Annotated in this window: 22 protein-coding genes and 2 pseudogenes; 10 read left to right on the top strand and 14 right to left on the bottom strand. The window is 73.4% G+C overall.

The window, feature by feature from the left end; translation table 11 throughout:
* Positions 1-210: 210 nt before the first annotated feature.
* Positions 211-972, bottom strand: a complete 762-nt coding sequence (locus ACWCYO_RS13015; protein WP_449784274.1) for a 3-hydroxybutyrate dehydrogenase — start codon at positions 970-972, stop codon at positions 211-213.
* A 310-nt stretch (positions 973-1,282) separates the two neighbouring features.
* Between ACWCYO_RS13015 and ACWCYO_RS13010 the strand changes: the two genes are divergently transcribed.
* Complete coding sequence (locus ACWCYO_RS13010; RefSeq protein WP_449784273.1) at positions 1,283-3,187, top strand: regulator; 1,905 nt, start codon at positions 1,283-1,285, stop codon at positions 3,185-3,187.
* A 199-nt stretch (positions 3,188-3,386) separates the two neighbouring features.
* On the opposite strand, the gene ACWCYO_RS13005 is transcribed toward ACWCYO_RS13010, so the two are convergent.
* Both ACWCYO_RS13005 and ACWCYO_RS13000 read right to left on the bottom strand, forming a co-directional pair.
* Positions 3,387-4,718 (bottom strand): NAD(P)/FAD-dependent oxidoreductase, encoded by a 1,332-nt coding sequence (locus tag ACWCYO_RS13005; protein WP_270147384.1) that lies wholly within the window; start codon positions 4,716-4,718, stop codon positions 3,387-3,389.
* A gap of 391 nt (positions 4,719-5,109) precedes the next feature.
* Positions 5,110-6,015, bottom strand: coding sequence for a TIGR01777 family oxidoreductase (locus ACWCYO_RS13000; RefSeq protein ID WP_270147386.1), 906 nt, complete (start codon positions 6,013-6,015; stop codon positions 5,110-5,112).
* Between the two features lie 103 nt (positions 6,016-6,118).
* Here ACWCYO_RS13000 and ACWCYO_RS12995 point away from each other — a divergent pair.
* Both ACWCYO_RS12995 and ACWCYO_RS12990 read left to right on the top strand, forming a co-directional pair.
* A pseudogene (locus tag ACWCYO_RS12995) lies at positions 6,119-6,579 on the top strand (N-acetyltransferase family protein); the annotation flags it as partial.
* Between the two features lie 100 nt (positions 6,580-6,679).
* Complete coding sequence (locus ACWCYO_RS12990) at positions 6,680-7,759, top strand: DUF2510 domain-containing protein (protein ID WP_270147388.1); 1,080 nt, start codon at positions 6,680-6,682, stop codon at positions 7,757-7,759.
* 13 nt (positions 7,760-7,772) lie between these two features.
* On the opposite strand, the gene ACWCYO_RS12985 is transcribed toward ACWCYO_RS12990, so the two are convergent.
* From ACWCYO_RS12985 to cobU, 7 genes and pseudogenes are all read right to left on the bottom strand, one after another.
* Positions 7,773-8,291 (bottom strand): DUF4240 domain-containing protein, encoded by a 519-nt coding sequence (locus tag ACWCYO_RS12985; RefSeq protein WP_270147389.1) that lies wholly within the window; start codon positions 8,289-8,291, stop codon positions 7,773-7,775.
* Positions 8,292-8,429: 138 nt separating this feature from the next.
* The gene (gene sucB, locus ACWCYO_RS12980) at positions 8,430-10,196 is read right to left on the bottom strand and encodes a 2-oxoglutarate dehydrogenase, E2 component, dihydrolipoamide succinyltransferase (RefSeq protein ID WP_449784272.1); all 1,767 of its coding nucleotides are present in this window, start codon (positions 10,194-10,196) and stop codon (positions 8,430-8,432) included.
* Between the two features lie 66 nt (positions 10,197-10,262).
* On the bottom strand, positions 10,263-11,651 hold the full coding sequence (lpdA, locus tag ACWCYO_RS12975) for a dihydrolipoyl dehydrogenase (protein WP_224284763.1): 1,389 nt from the start codon (positions 11,649-11,651) through the stop codon (positions 10,263-10,265).
* Between the two features lie 416 nt (positions 11,652-12,067).
* The gene (locus tag ACWCYO_RS12970; protein WP_449784271.1) at positions 12,068-13,573 is read right to left on the bottom strand and encodes a leucyl aminopeptidase; all 1,506 of its coding nucleotides are present in this window, start codon (positions 13,571-13,573) and stop codon (positions 12,068-12,070) included.
* A 258-nt stretch (positions 13,574-13,831) separates the two neighbouring features.
* Positions 13,832-14,623: an adenosylcobinamide-GDP ribazoletransferase gene (locus ACWCYO_RS12965; protein WP_449784270.1), complete on the bottom strand. Its 792-nt coding sequence runs from the start codon at positions 14,621-14,623 to the stop codon at positions 13,832-13,834.
* Positions 14,624-14,910: 287 nt separating this feature from the next.
* Positions 14,911-16,026, bottom strand: coding sequence for a nicotinate-nucleotide--dimethylbenzimidazole phosphoribosyltransferase (locus ACWCYO_RS12960; protein ID WP_449784269.1), 1,116 nt, complete (start codon positions 16,024-16,026; stop codon positions 14,911-14,913).
* Positions 16,027-16,037: 11 nt separating this feature from the next.
* A pseudogene (gene cobU / locus ACWCYO_RS12955) lies at positions 16,038-16,631 on the bottom strand (bifunctional adenosylcobinamide kinase/adenosylcobinamide-phosphate guanylyltransferase); the annotation flags it as partial.
* A gap of 107 nt (positions 16,632-16,738) precedes the next feature.
* Here cobU and ACWCYO_RS12950 point away from each other — a divergent pair.
* Entirely contained in the window at positions 16,739-16,939 is a 201-nt protein-coding gene (locus ACWCYO_RS12950; RefSeq protein ID WP_270147395.1) for a hypothetical protein, read from the top strand.
* Between the two features lie 42 nt (positions 16,940-16,981).
* Here ACWCYO_RS12950 and ACWCYO_RS12945 read toward each other — a convergent pair whose 3' ends face one another.
* Both ACWCYO_RS12945 and ACWCYO_RS12940 read right to left on the bottom strand, forming a co-directional pair.
* A complete protein-coding gene (locus ACWCYO_RS12945) occupies positions 16,982-17,722 on the bottom strand; it encodes a class I SAM-dependent methyltransferase (RefSeq protein ID WP_270151292.1) in 741 nt (246 codons plus the stop codon).
* A gap of 179 nt (positions 17,723-17,901) precedes the next feature.
* On the bottom strand, positions 17,902-18,501 hold the full coding sequence (locus tag ACWCYO_RS12940; RefSeq protein WP_270147396.1) for a DUF3043 domain-containing protein: 600 nt from the start codon (positions 18,499-18,501) through the stop codon (positions 17,902-17,904).
* A 315-nt stretch (positions 18,502-18,816) separates the two neighbouring features.
* On the opposite strand from ACWCYO_RS12940, the gene ACWCYO_RS12935 reads away from it, so the two are divergent.
* A complete protein-coding gene (locus ACWCYO_RS12935) occupies positions 18,817-19,611 on the top strand; it encodes a PspA/IM30 family protein (protein WP_405000715.1) in 795 nt (264 codons plus the stop codon).
* A gap of 39 nt (positions 19,612-19,650) precedes the next feature.
* Entirely contained in the window at positions 19,651-19,950 is a 300-nt protein-coding gene (gene pspAA, locus ACWCYO_RS12930; RefSeq protein ID WP_270147398.1) for a PspA-associated protein PspAA, read from the top strand.
* 89 nt (positions 19,951-20,039) lie between these two features.
* Here pspAA and nadA read toward each other — a convergent pair whose 3' ends face one another.
* Positions 20,040-21,224: a quinolinate synthase NadA gene (gene nadA, locus ACWCYO_RS12925; protein ID WP_449784268.1), complete on the bottom strand. Its 1,185-nt coding sequence runs from the start codon at positions 21,222-21,224 to the stop codon at positions 20,040-20,042.
* Positions 21,225-21,415: 191 nt separating this feature from the next.
* On the opposite strand from nadA, the gene ACWCYO_RS12920 reads away from it, so the two are divergent.
* The 3 genes from ACWCYO_RS12920 (at position 21,416) to ACWCYO_RS12910 (ending at position 24,511) form a co-directional block, all read left to right on the top strand.
* On the top strand, positions 21,416-22,339 hold the full coding sequence (locus ACWCYO_RS12920; protein WP_270147402.1) for an NADP-dependent oxidoreductase: 924 nt from the start codon (positions 21,416-21,418) through the stop codon (positions 22,337-22,339).
* 156 nt (positions 22,340-22,495) lie between these two features.
* A complete protein-coding gene (locus ACWCYO_RS12915) occupies positions 22,496-22,960 on the top strand; it encodes an Lrp/AsnC family transcriptional regulator (protein ID WP_270147404.1) in 465 nt (154 codons plus the stop codon).
* Between the two features lie 183 nt (positions 22,961-23,143).
* Positions 23,144-24,511 carry a pyridoxal phosphate-dependent decarboxylase family protein gene (locus ACWCYO_RS12910; RefSeq protein WP_449784267.1) on the top strand — a complete coding sequence of 456 codons (1,368 nt, stop codon included), beginning with the start codon at positions 23,144-23,146 and terminating at the stop codon, positions 24,509-24,511.
* Positions 24,512-24,584: 73 nt separating this feature from the next.
* Here ACWCYO_RS12910 and ACWCYO_RS12905 read toward each other — a convergent pair whose 3' ends face one another.
* Complete coding sequence (locus ACWCYO_RS12905; protein ID WP_270147408.1) at positions 24,585-25,448, bottom strand: GNAT family N-acetyltransferase; 864 nt, start codon at positions 25,446-25,448, stop codon at positions 24,585-24,587.
* A 247-nt stretch (positions 25,449-25,695) separates the two neighbouring features.
* On the opposite strand from ACWCYO_RS12905, the gene erpA reads away from it, so the two are divergent.
* Positions 25,696-26,049, top strand: coding sequence for an iron-sulfur cluster insertion protein ErpA (gene erpA / locus ACWCYO_RS12900; protein WP_030282750.1), 354 nt, complete (start codon positions 25,696-25,698; stop codon positions 26,047-26,049).
* Positions 26,050-26,162: the final 113 nt, after the last annotated feature.

Raw genomic sequence — 26,162 nt, 5'->3', positions numbered from 1 at the left:
TCATCCGCAAGCTCTCCATGTGGTCGACTCTAACCGGGGCCGTGATCCGGGTGGCTCCCCGCGCAGGCCCGGACCCGATTCGCGCTTGGATCTCCCTGTTTTCCTCGGGCTGTACTGCGCCGCCTCTCCTCGCTGGACGGGGGCAGTGCACTCGATCTTCTATTTGTCTTTTGTTTTTGAGATCGCGTGTCCCCAAGAAGTAGAGGGAGCTCAGTGCGCCGTCCACCCTCCGTCGATGGGGAGGCTGACGCCGGTGACGTAGGCGGCGGGCGGTGAGCAGAGCCAGAGGGCGAGTTGGGCGACCTCGGTGGGTTCGATGAGGCGCTTGACGGCGGTGCGGTCGAGCATGATCCGCTCGACGACCTGGTCCTCGGGGATGCCGTGGGCCAGCGCCTGGGCGGCGATCTGCTTCTCCACCAGGGGAGTTCGGACGTACCCGGGGTTGAGGCAGTTGCTGGTGACACCGTGGGGCGCGCCCTCCAGGGCGATGGTCTTGCTGAGGCCCTCCAGGGCGTGCTTGGCGGTGACGTACGCGGACTTGAAGGCGCTGGCGCGCAGGCCGTGGACGGAGGAGACGTTGACGATCCGGCCCCACTGCCGCTCGTACATGTGGGGGAGCGTGCGGCGCAGGATGCGGAACGGGGCCTCGACCATGACGCGTTGGATCAGGGTGAAGCGCTCGACGGGGAACTCGTGCACGGGCGCGACGTGTTGGAGGCCGGCGTTGTTGACCACGATGTCGGCGTCGGCCGGCAGGGCGTCCACGGCCTCGGGGTCGGCGAGGTCCGCGACGATCGCGCGCCCGCCGAGCCGGTCCGCGAGCTCCCGGGCCGGACCGGCCGCGAGGTCGACGACGTAGACCCGGGCGCCGGCCCCGGCGAAGGCTTCGGCGCAGGCCCGCCCGATGCCCGAGGCGGCCCCGGTGACCAGGGCCGTGCGGCCGTCGAGCGGGCGGGCAGTAGAGGTGTCCATGGCCGAGAACGGTAGGAATCCGGCGGCTCGGCTCCCATGTGGCGGACCGACACAGCAGGCCCGTCGGCCATGGCGGCAACCACTACGAGCTTCGATCGCCGGTTCGACCCCGGAAGGCCAAACCCATCCTGGCCTCGCTTCCCCACAATGGGCGCGGTTGCTTCACCCGTTCGGAGGATTGCTCGGTCAGATCCACCCATAGCGCCCGAATGCTCGCTACATTCACGCCGATTCCCGACAGGGGGCGCCGCCCCAGCCGAACCGAAGTGCTGGTGGAGCCCGGTGCGACGTCCGAGAGGTGTTGACTGACATGCCCCAACGGCCTGCAACCGACAGCCCGGCGTACGGACCGCTCGACCCGCTCGGCCAGCGCCGAGGCGCGGTCGGCCGGGCCCTCCCGGACGCGCCCGACGCCCTGACCGCCGACACGCTGACCGCTGACACGCTGACCGCCGACGCCCCGACCGCCGAGGAACTGCGGCTGCCCGCGCAGACCGCACCCGCCCGGCACGAAGCCACCGCCGCCCCCGCGACCACCAGCGGCCAGGGCAGCCACACCGGCCACACCGGGCACTCCGGCGCGACCCCGCAGAACAGCCAGCTCGCCGCCCTGATCGAGGAGGCCGGCTTCTCGCACGCCGGCCTGGCCCGCCGGGTCGACCAGCTCGGCCTGGAGCACGGCCTCGACCTGCGCTACGACAAGACCTCGGTCACCCGCTGGCTGCGCGGCCAGCAGCCCCGCGGCGCCACCCCGGCACTGATCGCCGAGGTCTTCACCCGCCGCCTCGGCCGCCGCCTCACCGCCCAGGACCTCGGCCTGGACGCCTGCGCCCCGGTCTACGCGGGCCTGGAGTTCGCCGAGACCCCGCAGGAGGCGGTGGACATCGTGGCGAGCATGTGGCGCAAGGACAACGGCCCGCAGTCCGAGCTGCGCCGGATCGCCTTCACCCCGGCCGGCCTGGTCGTCCCCAGCCGGGACTGGCTGATCGGCCGCACCGACGAGCGGGTCGCCCGGGACGGGTCCACCCTGGCCCGCCCGGACGCCGCCGGTCCGCCCGGTGCCACCCCCGCTGCACCGGCGCCGGGCGCCCCGGGCGCGCCCGGCGCACCCGTCCTGAGCCCGGCGCGCACCCAGCCCGCCGGAGCCCCAGGAGCCCCAGGAGCCCCCGGAGCCCGCAGCACCGCCGGAACCACCGGAACCACCGGCACGGCCGCCCCCATCGGCCGGGTGCCCATCCAGAGCCGCCGTCCGCCGGTGGCAGTCGAGCCGCCGTACACCGACCAGACCCGCGAGGCCCGCCCCACCCTGCGGGTCGGCCGCGGCGACATCGCCGCCATCCGCGCCGTCGGCGACCTCTTCCGTGCGCTCGACCACGCCTACGGCGGCGGCCACGCCCGCCAGGCGCTGGTCCGCTACCTGGAGAGCGAGGCCGAGCCGATGCTGCGCGGCCGCTACGGCGAGCAGATCGGCCGGGCCCTGTTCGGCGCCGTCGCCGACCTGACCAGGCTGGCCGGCTGGACGTCCTTCGACATCGCCGCGCACGGCCTCGCCCAACGCTACTTCGTCCAGGCGCTGCGCCTCTCCCAGGCCGCCGGGGACCGCGCGCTCGGCGGCTACGTCCTGGTGACGATGAGCCAGCAGGCCGTCCACCTGGGCCACGGCCGGGAGGCCGTCCAGCTCGCCCGGGTCGCCCAGCAGGGCGTCGGCACCGCCGTCCCGCCGGTGGTCCAGTCGCTGATGCACGCCGCCGAGGCGCGCGGCCACGGCCTGCTCGGCGACGTCCGCTCCTGCACCACCGCGCTGGTACGGGCCGAGCGCTCGCTCGCGGCCTCCCGGACGGGCGACGAACTTCCCTCCTGGGCCCGGTACTTCGACGAGGCCCAGCTCTCCGACGAGTTCGCCCACTGCTACCGCGACCTCCAGCAGTGGCGCACCTGCGCGCAGCACGCCGAGAAGTCGCTGCGGCTGCGCTCGCCCGCCTACGCGCGCAGCCGGATCTTCTGCCGGCTGGTGCTGGCCACTGCCCGACTCGGCATGGGGGACCTCGACGAGGCCTGCACCATGGCCACCGACGCGCTGCGGGCGGCGGGGGAGATGCGCTCGGCCCGCTCGCTGGAGTACGTCCGGGACTTCCACCGCCGCCTCACGCCGTACCGGGGCAGCCAGGTCGCCCGCGCCTTCGAGGAGACGGCCCGCCAGGCGGGAGTGATCTGACCGCGGAGTGATCCGAACCCGGAGTGATCCGACCGCGGCCCCACCCCCTCGAGGGTGACCGGGCCGGGAGCTCACCGCTCCCGGCCCGGGCCCCGGCCGTCCCGGCACGCCGTCGGTCCGCCACCCCGGCGGACCGCTCGCGTGCCGGCGGGGTCCGCACGACCCCTGCAGGCCGACGTTCGGTCCCACCCCGCGGCGCTCAGGCCGCCGCCTCCGCCTCCCGCGTGCCGGCCGGCAGCCCCAGGTCGCCCAGCACCGCCCGCGCCGCCCGCCGCCCGGAGACCAGCGCGCCCTGCACGGTGCTGGTGTCCCGGTGGTCCCCGGCGACGTACAGCCCGGCCAGCAGTCGCACCGGGCGGCGCAGGTTGTGCGGCGGCGGCATCGCGGGCAGCGCGTCCGGGACGTGCCGCACGCTGAGGAACTGCCAGTCCGCCGTCGAGGTGCCGTACAGCTCGCCGAGCCGGGCCCGGACGGCCGGTTCCAGCCCGGCCGGGCCGCCCGCGTCGAAGGAGCGCCGGCCGAGCACCGTGGTGGCGACCAGTGCCTGCCCGGCCGGGGCGTAGGACGGGTGCAGCCCGCTGAGCACCAGCGAGTGCGAGACCAGCGGCGGGTGCCCGTTCGGCCGGTCGGCGTCGAGCAGCAGCACGGCCTCGTTCAGCGGGGCGCGGTCGGCTGCGTGGAAGAAGGTGGTGACGGGGTGGAAGTCCGGCAGCCGCAGCCCGGGCAGCAGCTCGGCGGCGGAGCGGGCGTCGGTGGCGACCACCACGGCCTGGGCGCCGATCCGCCCGTGGGCGAGGGTCTCCACGCCGTCGGCTCCGATCGAGGTGACCTGCACCCCGGTCCGCACGGTGCCGGCGGGCAGCGCGGCGGCCAGTTGGGCCGGCACGGCCGCGATCCCGTCGGCGGGCAGACAGAGCCGGCCGCGGGCGTACGAACGTAGCACCAGGTCGGCGACCCGGCTGCTGGTGCCGAGGGCCGGATCGCTGAGCAGGGCGCTGAGCAGCGGGCGCAGGAAGCCGTCGATGCTGCGCGGGGCGAGGCCGTGGCCGCCGAGCGCCCGGGCGGTGGTGGTCTCCGGGCGGGCCTGCAGCCGGCCGGCCGGGGTGGTGGCGATCCGGCCGAGCCAGCTGCCGAGGCGGGCCTTGTCCAGCGGGCTGCCGAGCGGGGCCCGGAGCGCGGCCTGCCGCGCGGCGGTGAGCTGCGGGTCCCCGGCGCGGTAACGGCGGCCGGCGCTGTGCACGAGTACGCCGGGCGCGAGCGGGCGCAGGTCCAGGCGGTCGAGGTCGAGCGCCCGGCGCAGCTCGGGGAAGGCGGTGTTCAGCAGGTGGCTGCCGTCGTCGAGGCGGAAGCCGTCCACCTCGCGGGTGGCCATGCGGCCGCCGATCCGGTCGGTGGTCTCCAGGACCTGAACGGTGAGGCCGTGGCCGGTGAGTGCGCGGGCGGCGGCCAGGCCCGCGAGTCCGGCGCCGACCACGACGACGTCCGGGTCGGACGGTCGGCGGGCGCGGCGGGTGAAGTCGTACGTGGGCACGGGTGTGCTCCCTCCCTGGTCCCGGGGCTCCGGCCGACGCAGGCAGCGGGGTGCCGGGACACGGTCCGAGGAAGGTGATGCCCAGTCAGTATGACCATCAGACAAGCGCCGTGGACCGGATGCGGGGGGCGGCAGGGGTTGTGCGGCACCGGGCGGGGGCGCGGTCACGGACAGTGCGCCGTGGTGGCCGGGTTGCCGGGTCGACGGGCGCGCACGGTCACCGGGGGCGTGCGACGCGCCCGCCGTGTGCTCCCGTGCGCCCCCTCCCGGAGCCCTGCCCGACCCCGCCGGGCATATGCCCCCGGCCAGGGCGAATGCCGTAGCGGGACTACGAAGGACGACGCGTCAACACGCCACGCGCGGACGCCTCACCACCCCGCGTGCGGGCGCCTCACAGCGCCGCCCGCACCGCCGAGTCCAGATCCGGGTGCGCGAACCGGAAGCCCGCGTCCAGCAGTCGCCGCGGCACCACCCGGTGGCTGCCGACCACCTCGACCGCCAGTTCCCCGAGCACCAGCTTGAGCACGGCCTCCGGCACCGGGAACGGCGTCGGCCGCCGCAGCGCCCGGCCGAGCGCCGCGGTCAGCTCCGCGTTGGTGGCCGGCTGCGGGGCGGTGAGGTTGAAGGCGCCGGAGAGGTCGTCCCGGTCGATCAGGAAGCGCAGCGCGGCCACCTCGTCGGCCAGCGAGATGTAGCTCCAGTACTGCCGTCCGCTGCCGAGCCGGCCGCCCAGGCCCAGCTTGAACAGCGGGAACAGCCGTCCGCCCGCGCCGCCCGCGGCGGAGAGCACCATCCCGGTGCGCGGGTGGACGACCCGGATCCCGGCCCGCTCGGCCGGCCGCGCGGCCGCCTCCCACTCCAGGCACACCTCGGCCAGGAAGTCGTCCCCGGCGGGGGAGTCCTCGTCGATCACCCGGTCGCCGGTCTGCCCGTACCAGCCGACCGCGGAGGCGCTGACCAGTACCCGCGGCGGCTCCTCGAGCGCCGCCAGCGCCACCGCCAGCGTCTCGGTGCCGTACACCCGGCTCTCCCGGATCTCCCGCTTGTAGGCGTCGGTCCAGCGGCGGTCGCCGACCCCGGCGCCGGCCAGGTGCACCACCGCCTCGACCCCGGCGAGCCCGTCCCGGTCGACCTCGCCGAGCAGCGGGTTCCAGCCGATCGCGGTACTGCCGTCGGGCTGCGGCCCCGTCCTGGAACGGTGCCGGACCAGCCGGACCACCTGGTGGCCGTCCGCCAGCAGGGAGCGGACGAGCGCCGAACCGATCAATCCCGTGGAGCCAGTGACAGCGATGCGCATGCGGCCATCCTCGCAGTACTTGTCACCTGTCACCTTTCGCACGCGCCCCATTGGCATCACGCGACATGACCAGTGATGACGATCTGACCATCCGCCCGGCCGCCCCGAGGACGAGCCCGGCCTCGCCGCGCTCGACCGCGCCTCCTGGTCCACCCTCTCCGACGTCGCCCCGGAGCCGCCCGCCGAGGACTCGGTCTTCGACGAGCGGCACACCCCCGACCAGTACCTGCTCGCCCTGCTGGACCGCCGGATCGTCGGCTACGTCCGCCAGGTTCCGGCGACCCGCTGGCCGCCAACCGGCACGTCCGGCAGATCCAGGGCCTGGCCGTCGACGACGCGGTGCGCGGCCGGGGCATCGGCCGCCGGCTGGTCGAGGCGGCCTGCGCGGCGGCCCGGGCCGGGGGCGCCCGCAAGATGACCCTCCGGGTGCTCGGTTGGAACGCCCCGGCCCGCCGGTTGTACGAGAGCTGCGGCTTCGCGGTCGAGGGCGTGCTGGCCGAGGAGTTCCTGATCGACGGCCGCTACGTGGACGACGTCTGGATGGCCCGCCGACTCGGCGGCTGAACCCGCACCGAAACGGCTGACGCGGCGTCAGAACAGGTGCTGCAGAGTCGTGACGTACCTGCCCTGTCTGGAGCGGCACACCGCCGGGTACCGTACGCCCGTGAGCAACTCGACGCCTCCCGGGTGGTACCCGGTCCCCGGTGCGGACGGCGCGCCCGGTCACGAGCGCTGGTGGGACGGCAACGCCTGGACCAGCGAGGTCCGGCCGCTCCAGGGCGGCGCCGCGCAGGTCGCCGACGCCCCGACCCAGACCTGGCAGCCCACCACCGCGCAGCCCCGCCCCGGCTACGGCTACCCGGCGCAGAGCGGCTCACCCGCGGCGGGCTACGGCTACCCGGTCCAGGACGCGGCCCAGCCACCCGGCTACGGCCACCCCGGCCAGGCAGGGTACCCGGGCCGGTCGCCGTACCCCGGCCAGGAGGCCTACCCGGGCGCGGCCTACGGCTACCCGCCGCCGACCGGCGGCGGAGGGACCAGGCCCGGTGTGATCATCGGCATCGCGGTCGCCGTGCTGGCGGTCGGCGGGCTGATAGCCGGGCTGGTGTTCAGCAACGGCGGGGACCCGAAGGCGGGCCCCACCCCGAACCCCACGGTCACCGTCACCCAGACCGACAGCCCCGCGCCGAGCCCCACCCCGACCCGGACCACCCCGACCGTCCCGGCCCCCAAGCCCGTCCCGTCCCCGAAGAGCACCGTCCCCGACCCGCAGCACGCGATCACCGTCCCGGTGTTCGACGGCTGGGAGGCGGCGACCAACTCCGCGCACTCCACGGTCTACCTCGGCAGCGGCCGCTACACCTGCGCCGACGGCAACTCCTGCATCCGCGGCCAGTTCTCGATCGAGAAGGACACCGTCCAGGGCAGCACCCCCAAGGGCGCCGCCGACGCCGCGATGCCGGGCTACGCCGGGACGATCTTCAGCGGGATCACCTCCCACACCGACTCCGGCTCCGGCTACGTCAGCGTCGCCGGCGTGCTCGGCTACGCCACCCGCTGGCACGTCAGCACCTCGGACGGCACCCGGGGCTACGTGCTGCTGGCCGCCGTCCCGGCCAAGGGCGGCGGCTACGTGGTCTTCGAGGGCGGCGTGGACGACGATCCGGCCGCGCCGGACGCCTCGGTGCTGGACCAGATCCTCAAGGGCATCAAGCAGGACAGCTCCTCCGGCAGCAGCACCTGACGGCCGGGAAGCGCTACTGGTCCCCGTAGCGCTCCCAGAGCTTGGGAAAGCGTTTCGCCATGACGTCCGGGTCGTCGAAGTCCAGCGGTGTCCCGGACGGCTGCCCCGCCTGCCGCCCGCCCACGTCCGGCAGCGGCAGGCCGGTCAGCTGCTCGTACGCCTCGTCGGCGGCGTAGCCGAGGTCCTCGGCCTCGCCGTCCTCCTCCTCGTCGAACTCGGGCAGCAGGTCCGCCAGGTCGTCCGGCTCGGCGAGCCCGCCCTCGAAGACCTCCCGGCCCTGGCCGATCAGCCAGTAGCGGAAGTAGTCGAAGGTCTCCTCGGAGGCGCCGTCCAGCAGCAGGTGGGCCGCACCCCACAGGTCGTGGCGGTAGGCGCGCTGGAACCGGGCCTCGAACAGCCGGGCGAAGTCGATCACATCGTCCGGGGTCAGCTGGAGGAGGCGCTCCACCAGCCGTTCCGCCTGTTCGTCGGGATCGCCGGCGGCGGCCTCCCAGGTCTCGTCGATGATCTGCCAGAAGTCGGTCTCGTCCATCACCGCTCCAGCATCCCTGTTCCGCCGCCTCCACGCATGCCACGACCCGGCGGAGAACGCACCCCCGCGAACGGCGGGAGCCCCGCGCCGTCCGGGGACGACGCGGGGCTCCGCACGACTGCGTTCAGCCGAGATGCCTCACAGGCCGAGCTCGACCTCGAACTCGCCGGCCTCCAGGATCTCCTTGACCGCGACCAGGTAGCGGGCGGCGTCGGCGCCGTCCACCAGGCGGTGGTCGTAGGAGAGCGACAGGTAGGTCATGTCACGGATGCCGATGGCGGTGCCGCCGTCGGCCTCGATGACCACCGGGCGCTTGACGGTGGCGCCGATGCCCAGGATGGCGGCCTGGTTCGGCGGCACGATCACGGTGTCGAACAGCGCACCGCGCGAGCCGGTGTTGCTGATGGTGAAGGTGGCGCCGGACAGCTCGTCCGGGGTGATCTTGCTGTCGCGGACCTTGGCGGCCAGCTCGGCGGTCTTCTTCGAGATGCCGGCGATGTTGAGGTCGCCCGCACCCTTGATGACCGGGGTCATCAGACCCTTCTCGGAGTCCACCGCGATGCCGATGTTCTCGGAGTCGAAGTAGGTGATGGTGCCCTCGGCCTCGTTGATCCGCGCGTTGATGACCGCGTGGACCTTCAGCGCCTGGGCGGCGGCCTTGACGAAGAACGGCATCGGGGAGAGCTTGACGCCCTCGCGGGCGAGGAAGCCGTCCTTGGCCTTGGCGCGCAGCGACATGATCTTGGTGACGTCCACCTCGACCACGCTCGTCAGCTGTGCCTGCTCGTGCAGGGCCTTCATCATGTTGTCGCCGATGACCTTGCGCATGCGGGTCATCTTGACCGTCTGGCCACGCAGGGCGGACGGCGCGGCGGCGGCCTTCGGCGCAGCGGCCGGGGCGGCAGCGGCGGCCGGGGCCGGAGCGGCCTTGGCGGCCTCCGCGGCGGCGATGACGTCCTGCTTGCGGATGCGGCCGCCGACGCCGGTACCGGCGACGGAGGACAGCTCGACACCGTGCTCGGCAGCGAGCTTGCGCACCAGCGGGGTGACGTAGGCCTCACCGCTGTCGGCCACCGGGGCGGCCGGAGCGGCCGGGGCGGCGACGGGGGCGGGGGCGGCAACCGGAGCCGGAGCCGGAGCAGCGGCAACCGGAGCCGGGGCGGCCGGGGCCGGAGCCGGGGCAGCGGCCGGGGCCGGAGCAGCCGGGGCGGCGGCCGGGGCCGGGGCAGCCGGGGCGGCGGCCGGGGCCGGAGCAGCGGCCGGAGCCGGAGCGGCAGCGGCGGCACCCGGGGCGCCGATCAGCGCGAGCTGGGCGCCGACCTCGGCGGTCTCGTCCTCGCCGACCAGGATCTTCACGACGACGCCGGCGACCGGCGACGGGATCTCGGTGTCGACCTTGTCGGTGGAGACCTCGAGCAGCGGCTCGTCGACCTCGACCGTCTCACCCTCGGCCTTCAGCCAGCGGGTGACGGTGCCCTCGGAAACGCTCTCGCCCAGCGCGGGCAGCAGCACCGGGGTGGCGTCACCGGCGGGAGCAGCCGGAGCGGCGGCCGGGGCGGCAGCCGGAGCAGCCGGAGCCTCGGCGGCCGGAGCCGGAGCAGCAGCCGGAGCCTCGGCGGCCGGAGCGGCCTCGGCAGCCGGGGCGGCGGCAGCGGCCGGGGCGCCGGAGCCGTCATCGATGACCGCCAGCTCGGCGCCGACCTCGACGGTCTCGTCCTCGGCGACCTTGATCGAGGTGAGGATGCCGGAAGCCGGGGCCGGGATCTCGGTGTCGACCTTGTCGGTCGACACCTCGAGCAGCGGCTCGTCGACCTCGACGCGCTCACCCTCGGCCTTCAGCCAACGGGTGACAGTGCCCTCGGAAACGCTCTCGCCCAGCGCGGGCAGTGTTACTGAGACCGCCATGGTTTCAGCGACTCCTATCAAGTCTTGCGTACGGGAAGTACTGGAAACGGTGGGTGGTGGGCGCGATCAGTCGTGCGCGTGCAGCGGCTTGCCGGCCAGCGCCAGGTGCGCCTCGCCCAAGGCCTCGGACTGGGTCGGGTGCGCGTGGATGAGCTGCGCGACCTCGGCCGGCAGGGCCTCCCAGTTGTAGATCAGCTGGGCTTCGCCGACCTGCTCGCCCATGCGGGCGCCGACCATGTGGACGCCGACCACGGCGCCGTCCTTGACCTGGACGAGCTTGATCTCGCCGGCGGTCTTCAGGATCTTGCTCTTGCCGTTGCCGGCCAGGTTGTACTTCAGGGTGACGACCTTCTCCTTGCCGTACAGCTCGACGGCCTTGGCCTCGGAGATGCCGACGGAGGCGACCTCGGGGTTGGAGTAGGTCACGCGCGGGACGCCGTCGTAGTCGATCGGCATCGGCTTGAGGCCGGCCAGGCGCTCGGCGACCAGGATGCCCTCGGCGAAGCCGACGTGGGCGAGCTGCAGGGTCGGGGCGAGGTCGCCGACGGCGGAGATGGTGGGCACGTTGGTGCGCATGTACTCGTCGACCAGGACGTAGCCGCGGTCCATCGCGACGCCGTTCTCCTCGTAGCCGAGGCCGGCCGAGACCGGGCCGCGGCCGATGGCGACGAGCAGCAGGTCGGCGTCGATCTGCTTGCCGTTCTCGGTGGAGACGCGGACACCGGTCTCGGTGTACTCGACGCCCGAGAAGCGGGCCTTCAGCTCGAACTTGATGCCGCGCTTGCGGAAGGCGCGCTCCAGCAGCTTGGAGGAGTTCTCGTCCTCCAGCGGGACGAGGTGCGGCAGCGCCTCGACGATGGTGACCTCGACGCCGAAGGACTTCCAGACCGAGGCGAACTCGACGCCGATGACGCCGCCGCCCAGGATGACGGCCGACTTCGGGATCCGGTCGAGCTTGAGGGCGTGGTCCGAGGAGATCACGCGGTTGCCGTCGATCTCCAGGCCCGGGATCGAGCGCGGGACGGAACCGGTGGCCAGGACGATGTGCCGGCCTTCGATGCGCTGGCCGTTCACGTCCACCGAGGTCTGCGAGGAGAGCTTGCCCTCGCCCTGGATGAAGGTGACCTTGCGGGACGCCACCAGGCCCTGCAGACCCTTGTACAGGCCGGCGATGACGTCGTCCTTGTACTTGTGGACGCCATTGATGTCGATGCCCTGGAAGGTGGCCAGAACGCCGAACTCGGCGGCCTCCTTCGTCTCGTCCGCGATCTCGGCGGCGTGCAGCAGTGCCTTGGTCGGGATGCAGCCGCGGTGCAGGCAGGTGCCGCCCAGCTCACCCTTCTCGACCAGGGCAACGCTCAGACCCAGCTGAGCGGCGCGGAGCGCCGCGGCGTAACCGCCGCTTCCGCCTCCGAGAATGACTACGTCGAAAACGGTGCTGGCGTCGTTCGCCACGTCACGTCCTCCATGCAATGGGGTGGGTCGCCGGGCCGGTCGCGGTCCGGTGGGTCGGAAGCCTTTGTGGGGCGCCCAGTCGTGCCGGAAATACATCTTCGCACTTGTTCGCGGTGGCTGATGTCCGGGTCCGCCCCAGGGGCGTCCCACGGAGTGGTCACCGGGGCGGGAACACCCCCGACGGAAGGGCATCATCGCAGCTCAAGGCCCTGTTGGCAGCCGCCGGACGGGCGTCTTCCGCGCGGTTTGGCGCCGCCTCTTCCGCAGTGCGGAACAAAGTTTCGCCCGTGGCGAACAGAGGTGCGATGCGGTTCCCCCGCCTACTCACAGGTAACCCGCGGCGGACGCCGACGGGGGCCCGGCGCACACGCGCCGGGCCCCCGTGGAGGCTGAGGTCCGCGAGGAGCGGGCCCGGGTCAGGCCTTGCCGTTGGCCGCGGTCTGCTCCGCGAAGCGGACCAGGGTCCGCACCGCGCTCGCGGTGCCGCCCTTCGGGGTGTAGCCGAACGGCGCGCTCTCGTGGAACGCCGGGCCGGCGATGTCCAGGTGCGCCCAGTCGATGCCCTCGGCCACGAACTCCTGCAGGAACAGGCCGGCCACCAGACCGCCGCCCATCCGCTCGCCCATGTTGGCGAGGTCGGCGATGGTCGAGTCGGTCATGCCCTTCTTGAGCTCGGCCGGCAGCGGCAGCGGCCAGGACTGCTCGCCGACCTCGCCCGCGAGGGCGTGCAGGTTGTCGCGCAGCTCGTCGTTGTTGGCCATCACACCGAAGGTGCGGGTGCCCAGGGCCAGCACCATGGCGCCGGTCAGGGTCGCCACGTCGACGATGACGTCCGGGTTGTCCTCGCCGGCCTTCACGATCGCATCGGCCAGCACCAGACGGCCCTCGGCGTCGGTGTTCAGCACCTCGACGGTCTTGCCGCCGTACATGCGCAGCACGTCGCCCGGGCGGGTGGCGGAGCCGGACGGCATGTTCTCGGCCAGCGCCAGCCAGGCGGTCACGTTGACGGCCAGGCCCAGACGCTTGGCGGCCACCACGGCGGCGAACACGGCGGCGGCGCCGGCCATGTCGCACTTCATGGTTTCGTTGTGGCCGGCCGGCTTCAGCGAGATGCCGCCCGAGTCGTAGGTGATGCCCTTGCCGACGAAGGCCAGCGAGGCCTTCGCCTTCGGGTGGGTGTAGGCCACCTTCACCAGCCGCGGCGGGTTGGCCGAGCCGTTGCCGACGCCCAGCAGGCCGCCGAAGCCGCCCTTGGCCAGCGCCTTCTCGTCCAGCACCTCGACCTTCAGGCCGTGCTCCTTGCCGGCCGCCTGGGCGATCGCGGCGAAGCTCTTCGGGTTCAGGTCGTTCGGCGCGGTGTTGACCAGGTCGCGGGCGCGGTTCATCTCCTCGCCGATCGCGGTGGCTCGCTCCACGGCGGCCTTGGCGTCCTTGCTGCCCTTGCGGGCGGTCAGCACGACCAGCTCGCCGACCGGCTCCTTGCCGTTGCCGTTGGCCTTGTAGGTGCCGAAGGCGTACGAGCCGAGCAGGCCGCCCAGCGCGACCGCCTCGACCTCCTCCGCGGACTCGGCCGGCAGGGCCAGCGCGGCCTTCTTGACGCCGGCCAGGGTGCGGCCGGCGACACCGGCGGCGCGGCGCAGCGCCTCCAGCCCGTAGCCGTCCTCGGCCGCCTCGCCGAGGCCGACCGCGAGCACGAGCGCGGCCTTCAGGCCGGCGGGGGAGGCCACCTTGACGGTCTCGCCCTCGGCGCCGGTCGCGCCCAGGGTGCCGAGGACCTCGGCCAGCTTGCCCTCGAACGCCTCGTTCACGGCCTCGGCGCCGGGGGCCAGCACAATGCCCTTGGGGCCCTTCGCGACACCGACCACCAGGGCGTCCGCGCGCAGCGAGGCGGCGGAGGAGGTGCTCACAGACAATGCAGTCACGTAATGCGTCCTGTTCTTTCGCGGTCCACGGCCGGTCGCGGCGTGACTGCCGCACCGGCGCAGCCCGCCGTCGCAGGCCGTCCGCCGGCGGGCCCTGCGGTTCCGGGCCCCCTGGCGCGCGCGTCCGCCGACAGCGGCCGCACACACCAGAGGCCCCGGCTCCTCGGTGCGCGCCGGGCGGGCAGGACCTGCCACGGTGCAGGGCTGCGGTGCTTCACGCATGGTAGTCCGCATGGTGGGATCACGCGCCGCCCGGCGTCAGCCGAGCAACGCCAAGGCGAACAGCGTCCCGGTCGCGGCGGTCTCCGCCATCGCGCCGAGCACGTCCCCGGTGATCCCGCCGAACCTGCGGACGCACCGCCCGAGCAGCAGCCGGGCGCAACCCACGCCGAACCCAACCGCCAGCGGCAGACGCAGGGCTGACCATCCGTCGAACGACCCGCACGCAGCCAGGGCGAGCGCCGTGAGGGCCGTCCCGGCGACGGCCCCGGCGGGGGAGACGGTGCCCGCCACCATCGCCCCGAGCCCGCCCGGCCGCGCGGCCGGCACCGACCGCAGACAGCCCCAGCCCAGCGCGCACCGGGCGGCCACCGCCGAGGCGAGCACCGCGAGCGCGCCGCGCGACACCGAGTGCCCGAACTGCCCGGCCAGCGCGGCGACCTGCGCCAGCAGCACCAGGACCAGCGTCAGGACGCCGAACGGCCCGATGTCGGACTGCTTCATGATCCGCAGCGCGTCCTCGGCCGGCTTGCCGCTGCCCAGCCCGTCGGCGACGTCCGCCAGACCGTCCAGGTGCAGCCCCCTGGTCAGCGCGGCCGGCACCGCCACCGCCGCCACCGCCCCGAGCAGCCCACCTGCCCGCCAGGCCACCAGCGCCCCCACCCCGGCCGCGATCCCGCCCAGCACCACCCCCACCACGGGAGCCGCCGTCATCGCCCGGCCCCCCGCCGCCCGGTCCCACCGCTCCACCCGCACCCGCAGCACCGACAGCGTCCCGAACGCGAACCGCAGCCCCTCCCCCCACGTCACCCGCCCACCACCGCCGGCCATCGCTCCACTCCTCCACCACACCACACGACCAGAACCAACAAGCAGAATCCCGGCGCCCCGGCACCAACCCCGAACCCCACCCCTCCAAACAAGCAGAATCCCCGCGCCCCGAAAGGGGCGCGGGGAACTGCGCGGGGCGGAAGGCCGCGGGCCGGAAGCTCGATCGCCGCCGCTCAGTTGCAGGTGCTCGTCCCGTCGGGCGTGCGGATCCGCGCGAAGCGAAGGCCACGGCCCGGAAGCTCAACCGCCACCGCTCAGTTGCCGGACCGTCCGATTCCCCGCCCCCGCTACAGCCTCCGCAGCAGATCCGCCGCCGAAGGCAGCTTCGGCTGCTCCTTCGGCGCCGACGGCACGAACGGCTGCGCCGCCTCCTCCGCGAGCGCGTCGCCCGCCGCCTGGAGCAGCGGCAGCGCGAGCACCGCCCCGACGCCCTCGCCCATGGTGATCCCCTGGTCCTGCATCGGCGTCAGGGTCAGCCGGTCGTACGCCTTCGCCTGGGCCGGCTCGCCGCTGGACTGCCCGGCCCGCCACCACTCCGGCGCCCGGAAGGCGATCCGCTGCGCGACCAGCGCGCAGGCCGAGGAGACCACGCCGTCCAGCACCACCGGCAGCCGTCGGACGGCGGCCTGCAGCAGGAACCCGGTGATGGCGGCGAAGTCCGCCCCGCCGGTGGCGCCGAGCAGCGCCAGCTGGTCGCCGAGCACCGGCCGGGCCCGCCGCAGCGAGTCCCGGATGGTGGCGCACTTGACCATCCACACCCGGTCGTCGATCCCCGAGCCGCGCCCGCAGACCGCGGCCGCGTCCGTCCCGCACAGCGCGCCGACCAGGACGGCGGCCACCGTGGTGGAGCCGACCCCGAGGTCGCCGAGCAGTACCAGGTCGGTGCCGGAGTCGGCTTCCTCGTCGGCCACGGCCATGCCGGCCCGGAAGGCCCGTACGGTCTCCTCCGGGCTGAGCGCGTCCTCGACGTCGATCCGGCCGGAGCCGCGCCGGATCCGGTGGGCGACCACCTCGTCCGGGAATTCCGCGGGATCGGCGTCCACCGCGACGTCGACCACCCGCAGTTCCGCGCCGTAGCGCGCGGCCAGCCGGGCGACCGGCGCGGTGCCGTCGAGCACCGCCCGCACCCGGGCCGCGGTGCCGCCCTGGGCGGGCAGCCGGGAGACCCCGAGCGCGGCCACGCCGTGGTCGGCGGCGAACAGCAGCACCTTGGGCGCCGAGACCGGCCGCACCGGGGAGCGCCCCTGTACGGACGACAGCCAGCTGCCCAGCTCCTCCAGCTTGCCGAGGCCGCCGCGCGGCCGCCCGGCTTCCTGCCAGCGCTCCTCGGCGGCCCGCCGGGCACTGTCGTCGGGGCGCTCGACGAGCGAGGAGAACGTATCGAGATCCACGGTCGTGTCCATCGTTCGGAAGGCTACACGCCGCAGGTGTGCGGGCTGGGCTTGACCGTCAGAACCTGTCCTGCGACGACCAGTAGCACCCGTTCCGAGGCGTCCGCCACGGCCATGTTGAGCCGGCCCAGGGTGTCGCGGAAGCGCCGTCCGGCGGCGGTCGCCGGGACCACACCCATGCCGACCTCGTTGCTCACCGCGACGACCGTCCGCGAGGTGGCCGCCCAGGCCGCGGCCAGCGCCTGGCAGCGGCGCTGCACAGCCGCCTCGGCCCGGTTCGCCCACGCGTCGTCGTCCCAGGCGCCGCACTCGTCCATCACGGCGGTCAGCCACAGCGCCAGGCAGTCGATCAGCACCGGCGCCGGGTCACCGGTGTCGGCCAGTACGGCCTCCAGCTCGCAGGTCTCGACGGTGCGCCAGCTCGCCGGCCGGCGGTCCCGGTGCAGCGCGATCCGCTGGGCCCACTCGGCGTCGCCGTCCCGGGTGCCGCCGGTGGCCACGTACAGGACGTCGGCCCGGTCGGCGAGCAGTCGCTCGGCGCGGGTGGACTTGCCGGAGCGCGCGCCGCCGAGCAGCAGCGTGCGGGGGAGCGGGGGGTGGGTCGCCATGGCGCCCATCCTGCCGGACAGGCATACGGAAGATCGGGCCGGGCAGGCTATGGTGCGCACCACACACAGCAGCACGCACAGCACACAGGCAGCAGCGTCAGCGGGAGGAGCCGGGCATGGTCTGGACGTGGCGGTACGAGAAGGCGGACGGCAGCGCGGTGACGTCGAGCCTCGGCCAGGAGGAGTTCGCCGGTCAGGGCGACGCCGAGACCTGGATCGGGGAGACCTGGAAGCAGCTCGCCGAGGAGGGCGTGGACACCGCGGTCCTGCTGGAGGACGGCAACAAGGTCTACGCGATGAGCCTGCACGAGGCCTGAGCCCCCGCCCCTTCACCCCGGAGGCGAGCGGGCGAGTAGCTGCTACTTCGCCCCGATCACGTGCAGCAGCGCCGCGACCTGCCGGTACGGATCGGTGCGGCCGGCCCGGTCCTCGGCCTCGAGCAGCTGGGCCAGCTGCCGCCCGTCCACCGGCGGGGCGGCGTCGTCGGGCGCGTTGTCGGTGAAGACCCGGACGCCGTACCAGTGCCGCAGCGGCACCGACACCTCGGAGAGGGTGACGGACAGGTCGGCGAGCCGGTCGGCGCGGGCGGCCAGCCCGAGCCGGTTGTAGTACCGGTCGCTCTCGAAGGCGTGCAGGGCGGCCCGCCAGTCCCCGGCGGCGGCGGGCCGCAGCGCGAGCGCGTCCCGGTTGCGGACCAGCAGTGAGAGCAGTCCGCCGGGTGCCAGCAGCCGGGCCAGCGAGGCGATCATCGGGTCCGGGTCGGGCAGGTACATCAGGACGCCGTGGCAGAGCACCACGTCGAAGCTGCGCGGGCCGAACCAGCGCCCGCACTGGTGGCCGTCGCCGCTGAGCAGCTGCAGCCGGCCGCGCACCTCGGGCGGTTCCTCGGCGAGGGCCCCCTGGGCGACGCCGAGCGCGACCGGGTCGGAGTCGATCCCGGTGACGTAGTGGCCGGCCCGGGCCAGTCGCAGGGCCTGGGTGCCCTGCCCGCAGCCGATGTCGAGGACGCGCTGCGCGGTGCGGCCGGCCAGCTGTTCGGCGAGCTGCCGGGAGACGAGCTCCTGCCGGACGAAGTTGCGCAGTCCGCCGAGCCGGTCCAGCCAGGCGCCGGTGCCGCCGGCGAAGGAGCCGCTGCGGGAGGGCAGCCGGCGCTCCTGGCCGAGCCGGTCATGGCCGCCGTCGCTCTGTCCGGGAAGCGTGCCGCCCTGCCCGGGCAGGGCGTAGAGGCCGGGCCCCTCCCAGGACGGCGGGGCCCAGCCGGAGTCCACCGGTTCGGCGGTCAGGGCTTCTCCCCGCGCCGCACCTGCGGCTTGGGCAGGCGCAGCCGGCGCATTTGCAGGGTGCGCATGATGCCGTACGCGACCACGCCGCGGGTGTTCTGCCCGGCGAAGCGCTCGCCCAGCTGCTTGCGCAGGCCGAAGCCGAGGCGCACGAAGTCCAGGAACACCAGGACGAAGAACAGCAGGAACAGCAGCGTCGACAGCAGCTGCAGGGTGGGCACCTTGATGATGCTCAGCACCAGGATGACCACGGCGGCCGGCAGGAAGAACTCGGCGAGCGACCAGCGGGAGTCCACGTAGTCGCGGGCGAACCTGCGCACCGGGCCCTTGTCGCGGGCCGGCAGGTGGCGCTCGTCGCCGTCGATCAGCGCCTGGCGCTGCTTCTCGCGCTCGACCCGCATCCGGTCGCGGGCCTGGCGGGAGGCCTCCTTGCGGTCCTTGGGCACCGTGACCCGGGTACGCCGGTTGGCCTCGGCCTCGCTGCGCTTGGGGGTGGGGCGGCCCTTCTTGGCCTGCGGGTGGCGGGCCTGGGGCGTCTCGTCCTGCTTCTCCAGCACGGTGGCGGAGGCGGCGGCATCATCTGAACGGCGTCGGAACACACCCCCAGCGTACGGGGTGCGGAGCCGCGACCACGGGTCCCCTCGGACCCAAACGCATATCGATCCGGCCGGTCGCGTTCCGACCGGGGTGTCCCGGGCCCTTCCCGTAGGGGATCAGTCGGATGGAGTATGGGGAGGATGAGAGGCGGATCCACCCCGGGGAGGAGGAACCGCCCCTGGTCGCTGTAGCAGTCTTGTTGCAGGCAGGTGCACTGCGGCGACGGGCTCGCTGCACATACACTCGTCGTGTCTGGTAACGAGATCAAGACCGCAGGCCGGAGAAGGGGGCACCCGAGGCCCATGAGCGACGGAATCATGAAGCGTATGGGGCTGATCTTCCGCTCCAAGGCGAACAAGGCCTTGGACCGGGCGGAGGATCCCCGTGAAACGCTCGACTACTCCTACCAGAAGCAGCTCGAACTGCTGCAGAAGGTACGGCGTGGTGTCGCGGACGTCGCGACCTCGCGCAAGCGCCTGGAACTCCAGCTGACCCAGCTCCAGCAGCAGTCCGCGAAGTACGAGGACCAGGGCCGCAAGGCGCTGTCCCTCGGCCGTGAGGACCTCGCGCGCGAGGCGCTGACCCGCAAGGCCAACATGCAGTCCCAGATCAACGACCTGGAGACGCAGTACCAGGCCCTGCAGGCCGAGGAGGAGAAGCTCACGCTCGCCTCCCAGCGCCTCCAGGCCAAGGTCGACGCCTTCCGCACCAAGAAGGAGACGATCAAGGCCACCTACACCGCGGCGCAGGCGCAGACCCGCATCGCCGAGTCCTTCTCCGGCATCTCGGAGGAGATGGGCGACGTCGGCCTGGCGATCCAGCGGGCCGAGGACAAGACCGCGCAGATGCAGGCCCGGGCCGGTGCGATCGACGAGCTGCTGGCCTCCGGCGCGCTCGACGACGCCAGTGGTCTCGGCCGCAAGGACGACATCGAGGCCGAGCTGGAGCGGGTGGCCGGCGGTTCCGACGTCGAGCTGGAGCTCGCCCGGATGAAGGCCGAGCTGTCCGGTGGCCCCGCCGCCGGTCCGGCCGCGATCGAGCAGGGCAAGCCGGCCCAGCAGCCGCAGGACTCGCACCCGCAGGACACCCCGCGCATCAACTACAACAAGTGAGCTGAGCTCGACCCCCACGAGGACCAGGAGACGCACGGCATGATCATGAGGGTCATGGGCGAGGGGCAGTACGAGGTGGGCGAGGACCACCTGAACCTGCTCAACCAGCTCGACGACGAGCTGCTCACCGCGGTGGAGTCGGGCGACGAGGAGAACTTCCGCCAGGCTTACGGGAAGCTGCTGGACGCCGTGAAGCAGTACGGCACCCGGCTGCCGGACGACTCGCTGGAGCCGTCCGAGCTGATCCTGCCGAGTGCTGAGGCGACCCTCGACGAGGTCCGCGCCCTACTGCTCTCCGAGGGCGAGGGCGTGATCCCGGGGTTCCCCGAGTACGACTAGGCCCCGCGGCCGCTGCCAGACGAAAGGGCGGGTCCCCTCCACCGGAGGGGACCCGCCCTTCTCGTGCGACGGTGCGCGCGGGGGCCGGACTACGGCAGGGCCAGCATCCGGTCCAGCGCGGCCTTGGCGTACTTCTCGGTCTCCGGGTCGACGGTGATCACGTTCGGCACCCGGCCCTCGACCAGCGACTCCAGCGCCCAGACCAGGTGCGGCAGGTCGATCCGGTTCATGGTCGAGCAGAAGCAGACCGTGCGGTCGAGGAAGACGATCTCCTTGTCCGGGTGCGCCTTGGCCAGCCGGCGGACCAGGTTCAGCTCGGTGCCGATGGCCCACTTGGAGCCGGGTTCGGCGGCGTCCAGGGCCTTGATGATGTACTCGGTCGAGCCCACCATGTCGGCGGCCGTGACGACCTCGTGCTTGCACTCGGGGTGCACCAGGACGGTCACGCCGGGGATCCGCTCGCGGACGTCGTTCACCGAGTCCAGGCTGAACCGGCCGTGCACCGAGCAGTGGCCGCGCCAGAGGATCATCTTGGCGTCCCGCAGCTGCTCGGCGGTCAGGCCGCCGTTCGGCTTGTGCGGGTTGTAGAGGACGCAGTCGTCCAGCGAGAAGCCCATGTCCCGCACCGCGGTGTTGCGGCCGAGGTGCTGGTCGGGCAGGAAGAGCACCTTCTGGCCCTGCTCGAAGGCCCACTCCAGGGCGCGCTGGGCGTTGGAGGAGGTGCAGATGGTGCCGCCGTGCTTGCCGGTGAAGGCCTTGATGTCGGCGGAGGAGTTCATGTAGGAGACCGGGACGGTCACGTCGGCTATGCCGGCGTCGGTCAGCACGTCCCAGCACTCGGCGACCTGCTCGGCGGTGGCCATGTCGGCCATCGAACAGCCGGCCGCCAGGTCCGGCAGCACGACCTGCTGCTTCTCGCTGGTGAGGATGTCCGCGGACTCGGCCATGAAGTGCACGCCGCAGAAGACGATGTACTCGGCCTCCGGGCGGGCCGCGGCGTCGCGGGCGAGCTTGAAGGAGTCGCCGGTGACGTCGGCGAACTCGATGACCTCGTCGCGCTGGTAGTGGTGGCCGAGGATGAAGACGCGGTCGCCGAGCGCGGCCTTGGCCGCCCTGGCGCGCTCGACGAGGTCGGGGTCGGAGGCCGGGGGCAGGTCACCCGGGCACTCGACGCCGCGCTCGCTGTTCGGGTCGGCCTCCCGGCCGAGCAGCAGCAGAGCGAGCGGCGTCGGAGTGGGGTCGACGCCGTAGGTCTCGGTGATGGTGGTGGTCACGGGCGGGTGCCCTTCTGTGCGGCCGAGCTAGCGGTGGGGCCTTTTCGTCTATCTGACGCTATCTATTCTAACCGCTTAGCGTCAGACTGACGATGGCCATCCTGTCGATGTGACGAGAACCGCTCGGCGAAACGGATGCTTCCGCCCGTGGCCGAATCGATATTTCGAAGCCCCTGGGTATGGCTGAGCCCATGAAAGCAATCGTGATCAACCGCTACGGCGGCCCCGAGGTGGTCGAGTACACCGACCTGCCCGATCCGAAGATCGGGCCCGACTCCGTACTGGTGCAGGTCCGGGCGGCCGGGGTGAACCCGGTGGACTGGAAGATCCGGGACGGCGCCCTGGACGGCCTGCTGGACGTCCACTTCCCGCTGGTCATGGGCTGGGACGTGGCGGGCGTGGTCCGCGCGGTCGGCGGTGGGGTGACGGAGTTCGCCCCCGGCGACGAGGTGTACGGCTACGTCCGCAAGGACGCCGTCGAGCACGGCACCTACGCCGAACTGGTCTCCGCACCGGTCCGCACCCTGGCCCGCCGGCCCGCCGCGCTGGACTGGGCGCAGTCCGGCGGCCTGCCGCTGGCCGGACTCACCGCGCTGCAGGCCCTGAAGGCCGTGCGGCTCGAGGCGGGGGAGACCGTACTGGTGCACGCCGCGGCCGGCGGGGTCGGCCACCTGGCCGTTCAGATCGCCCGGGCCCGCGGCGCCCGGGTGATCGGCACCGCGGGCGAGCGCAACCACGACTACCTGCGCGGCCTCGGCGCCGAGCCGGTCACGTACGGCGAGGGCCTGGCCGAGCGGGTGCGGGCGCTCGCCCCGGACGGCGTGGACGCGGCCCTGGACCTGGTCGGCCGCGGCGCCGTCCAGGTCTCCGCGGGCCTGGTGGCCGACCCGGGCCGGATCGCCTCGATCACCGACTTCGGGGTCAAGGCGCTCGGCGGCCAGTACGTCTGGGTCCGCCCGGACGCGGCGGGCCTGGCGGAGCTCGCCGCGCTCGCCGACGACGGCCGACTGACCGTCACCGTCGCCTCCACCTTCCCGCTGGCCCAGGCGGCCTCCGCCCAGGCCCTCAGCGCCGAGGGCCGCACGAGGGGGAAGATCGTCCTCCTGGTCGAGTGACCGCCGGACCGCCGCCTCCCGGCCATCCGTCGGCGATGAACTCGTCCGGGTCATCCGCCAGAATGGGTGGCGAACCGTTTCGGCAGAGGCAGGGGAAGCACCGGCCGCCGCCGGGACGCCCCCTCGCCCCCGCACGACCCGTGGAGCCCCGCACCGATGACCAGCAGCCGAGCGCACGAGGTGATCGGGGCCGACCTGGACGAGACCGACCGGCAGCTCCTCGCCCGCCTCGGCAGCGACGGCCGCGCCTCCTACGCCGAGATCGGTCTCCAGGTGAACCTCTCCGCCACCGCCGTGCGCCGCCGGATCGACCGGCTCCGGGCGCGCGGCGTGGTGCGGGGCTTCACCGTGGTGCTCGACCCGGCCGTGCTCGGCTGGCAGACCGAGGCCTTCGTCGAGGTCTACTGCCGCGAGCGCACCGCCCCCGAGGAGATCCTCGCCAGCCTGCGCCAGTTCCCCGAGGTGGTCGCCGCCTGGACGGTCACCGGCGACCCGGACGCCCTGGTCCACCTGCGGGCCGCCGACATGCGCCACCTGGAGGCCGTCATCGAGCGCATCCGGCGCGAGCCCGGCGTCCAGCGCAGCCGCTCCTCCGTGGTCCTCTCCCAGCTGATCGGCTGACCGCGGGACAGCTGCGCAGGAATCCTGCGCGGACCCCGCCGAAGACGCTCGAAACCTGCCTGACCAGCCGCGTTCCGACGCGCGTCGAAGCGCCGCCGCTGCCTACGCTGATCACGTCCGGTCACCGCGGTGAGGCGCCCCGCGGACCGGATCCCCCGACACCCACAGCCGAGAGGGACAGCAGTGTCCGCAGCACCCGACCGCATGCACCGGCCCGACAACGACCTGGTCGACCTGGTTTTCGACTACATGCGGGAGCGGCTGCAGTACGACCCCGTCCCGCTCGACCACCCCGGTGACGGCGAGCACCTGCGCAACCAGTTGGCCGGCCTGCTCAACCAGGACGGCAACGACCCGGCCGACGTGCTCAAGCTGTACGACCACGAGCTGTCCCGCGCGGTCATCTCCGCCGACAGCCCCCGCTACCTGTCCTTCATCCCGTGCGCCCCGACCAAGGCCGCGCTGCTGTTCGACATGGTCGTCTCCTGCGCCTCCCTGCAGGGCATCTCCTGGCTGGAGGCGGCCGGCGCCATCGCGGCCGAGAACCAGGTGCTGCGCCTGATCGCCGACCGGGCCGGGCTGCCCGCCTCGGCCGGCGGCTGCTTCGTCTCCGGCGGCTCGGCCGGCAACCTCTCCGCCCTGGTGGTCGCCCGCGACACCGCCCGCCGTCGTCTGGGCGTCGGTCCCGAGGCCCGGCTGCGAATAGCCGTCGCCGACCAGGTGCACTCCTCGGTCAAGAACACCTTCAACATCATCGGCGTCGAGGCCTTCAAGGTCCCGACCGTGAACCGCCGGTTCACCGGCGAGGCGCTGCGCGCCGCCCTGGCCGCCGACCCCAACCCCGAGACGGTGATCGCCGTCGTCGGCACCGCCGGCACCACCAACGAGGGCATCGTCGACGACCTGGCCGGCCTGGCCGAAGTCGCCCGCGAGCGCGACCTGTGGTTCCACGTGGACGGCGCCTACGGCGGCGCGGGCCTGTTCGCCCCCTCGGTGCGCGAGCGCTACAACGGCATCGAGCACGCCGACTCCTTCGTGGTCGACCCGCACAAGTGGCTGTTCGCCCCCTTCGACTGCGCCGCGCTGATCTACCGCAACCCGCAGCTCGCCCGCGCCGTGCACACCCAGGACGCCTCCTACCTGGACGTCCTGCACACCGAGGGCGACGAGTGGAACCCCACTGACTACGCCTACCACCTGACCCGGCGCGCCCGCGGCCTGCCGCTCTGGTTCTCGCTGGCCGTCCACGGCGTCCAGGCCTACACCGACGCCATCGAGACCGGCCTCCAGCTGGCCCGGGACACCGCCGAGCTGATCCGCGACACCGAGCACCTGGAGCTGCTGTTCGACCCGCAGCTCTCCGCCGTCTGCTTCAAGCGCACCGGGTGGACCAACGACGACTACTACCGTTGGTCGCAGCAGCTGCTCGCGGACCAGATCGGCTTCGTCACCCCGACCGGTTGGGACGGCGAGACCGTCGCCCGCTTCGCCTTCCTGCACCCGGGCACGACCATGGAGATGGTCAAGGAGATCCTGGACACCATGGCCTGATCGAGGCTCCCGTCGTACGGCCCCCACCGGCTCCCCGGTCGGGGCCGTACGCGTGCCCGGGGCCGTACGCGTGCTACAGGAACGCCCCGCTCGGCAGGTACGGGGTCGGCGGCCGCATCCCGCGCACCCCGACGAAGCCGCTGGTCGCCGGCGTCAGCCCGACCTCCAGCCCGACGTCCAGCGCCCACTCCTGCTCGGCGGTCAGGTACTCCACCCGTGCCTCGACCCCGTTCGGCACCCGGGCCAGCGCCTCGCGCAGCAGCCGGGCGCCGATCCGCTTGCTGGTCGCCGCCAGCAGCCGCACCACGCCGCCGTCCCGGTAGCAGTAGCCGCTGCCGGCCAGCGCGTCGGCGACCAGCAGCTCCTCGAAGTGCCCGAGCATCAGCTCGTGGTCCGGCCCGTGCGCGGATCCGCGCAGCCGGCGGTCCACCGAGTCCAGCAGGTGCAGATGGGTGGCGTTGCCCGGGTGCACCGGTATGTCGCCCGGGTCGATCAGCCCCTCCCGGTCCACCCGCCCGGTCAGCCGCATCGCCGGGTGCAGGGTGAACCCGGCCAACCGGTAGCGGCGGGCCGCCGCCGGGGAGTCGGAGGCGCAGACCATCCCGCGCAGGCAGCCCCCGGCGTGGGCCAGCGCCCGTTCGAACAGCAGCCGCCCGACCCCCCGGCCCTGGGCGGACGGCCGGACCGCGAACAACGAGGGCATCCACAGGCCCTCGCGGCGCATCGACAGCACCACCCCCACCGCCTGCCCGCCGCTCACCGCCAGCCAGCAGCCCCCGGGATCGGTGCGCGCCAGGTGTCTGGTCCGGGCCAACTGCAGCGGCGTCGGCGCCGACCGTCGCGCGGGGTCGTCGGACGGCGCGCCGAACGCGGCGAGGGACAGTTCCGAGACGACCTCCGCGTCCGCTGCGGTGTCCCTGACCTGGCGAAGGATCATGTCGCCCATCCTGGCGTCCGACGGACGCCCGCGGGGCCCGTTCACCCGGATCCATGACGCGGGCGGTGACCGTCCTCCCCGGGTTGTGCGAGCATGGGAAGCGCATGGGGACACGGGTGCACACCCGGCCCACGGAAGATCCGCCGTCGAACAGGCCGCAGAAATCCATCGCCGTCCGGGAAATGAAACCGGGCGGCCGTTGGTTGGCACTGGCGGCAGACCGTCGTCAAAGACCGGGAGAAAGCAGATGACCGTCCAGGACGAGACCACCGTCGAGAGTGGCATCCTCCTCACCGATGCCGCCGCGGCCAAGGTCAAGGCCCTGCTGGAGCAGGAAGGCCGCGAGGACCTCGCGCTGCGCGTCGCCGTCCAGCCCGGTGGCTGCTCCGGCCTGCGCTACCAGCTGTTCTTCGACGAGCGTTCGCTCGACGGCGACGTGGTGAAGGACTTCGGCGGCGTCAAGGTCGTCACCGACCGCATGAGCGCCCCGTACCTGGGCGGCGCCACCGTCGACTTCGTCGACACCATCGAGAAGCAGGGCTTCACGATCGACAACCCGAACGCCACCGGCTCCTGCGCCTGCGGCGACTCCTTCAGCTAAGCCCGAAGGCTCACTGAGCGAGATGCGGTGAGGCGGCCCCGGGGGCAGCGCGCTGATCCCGATCCCGGCGATCACCAGCAGGGCGGCCGCGGCGGCCGTCGGGCTGACCCGCT

It is taken from the genome of Kitasatospora sp. NPDC001683, from assembly GCF_053596495.1.
The sequence above is the reverse complement of the archived record's forward strand: the minus strand, read 5'-3'. Positions and strand labels throughout refer to the sequence as shown.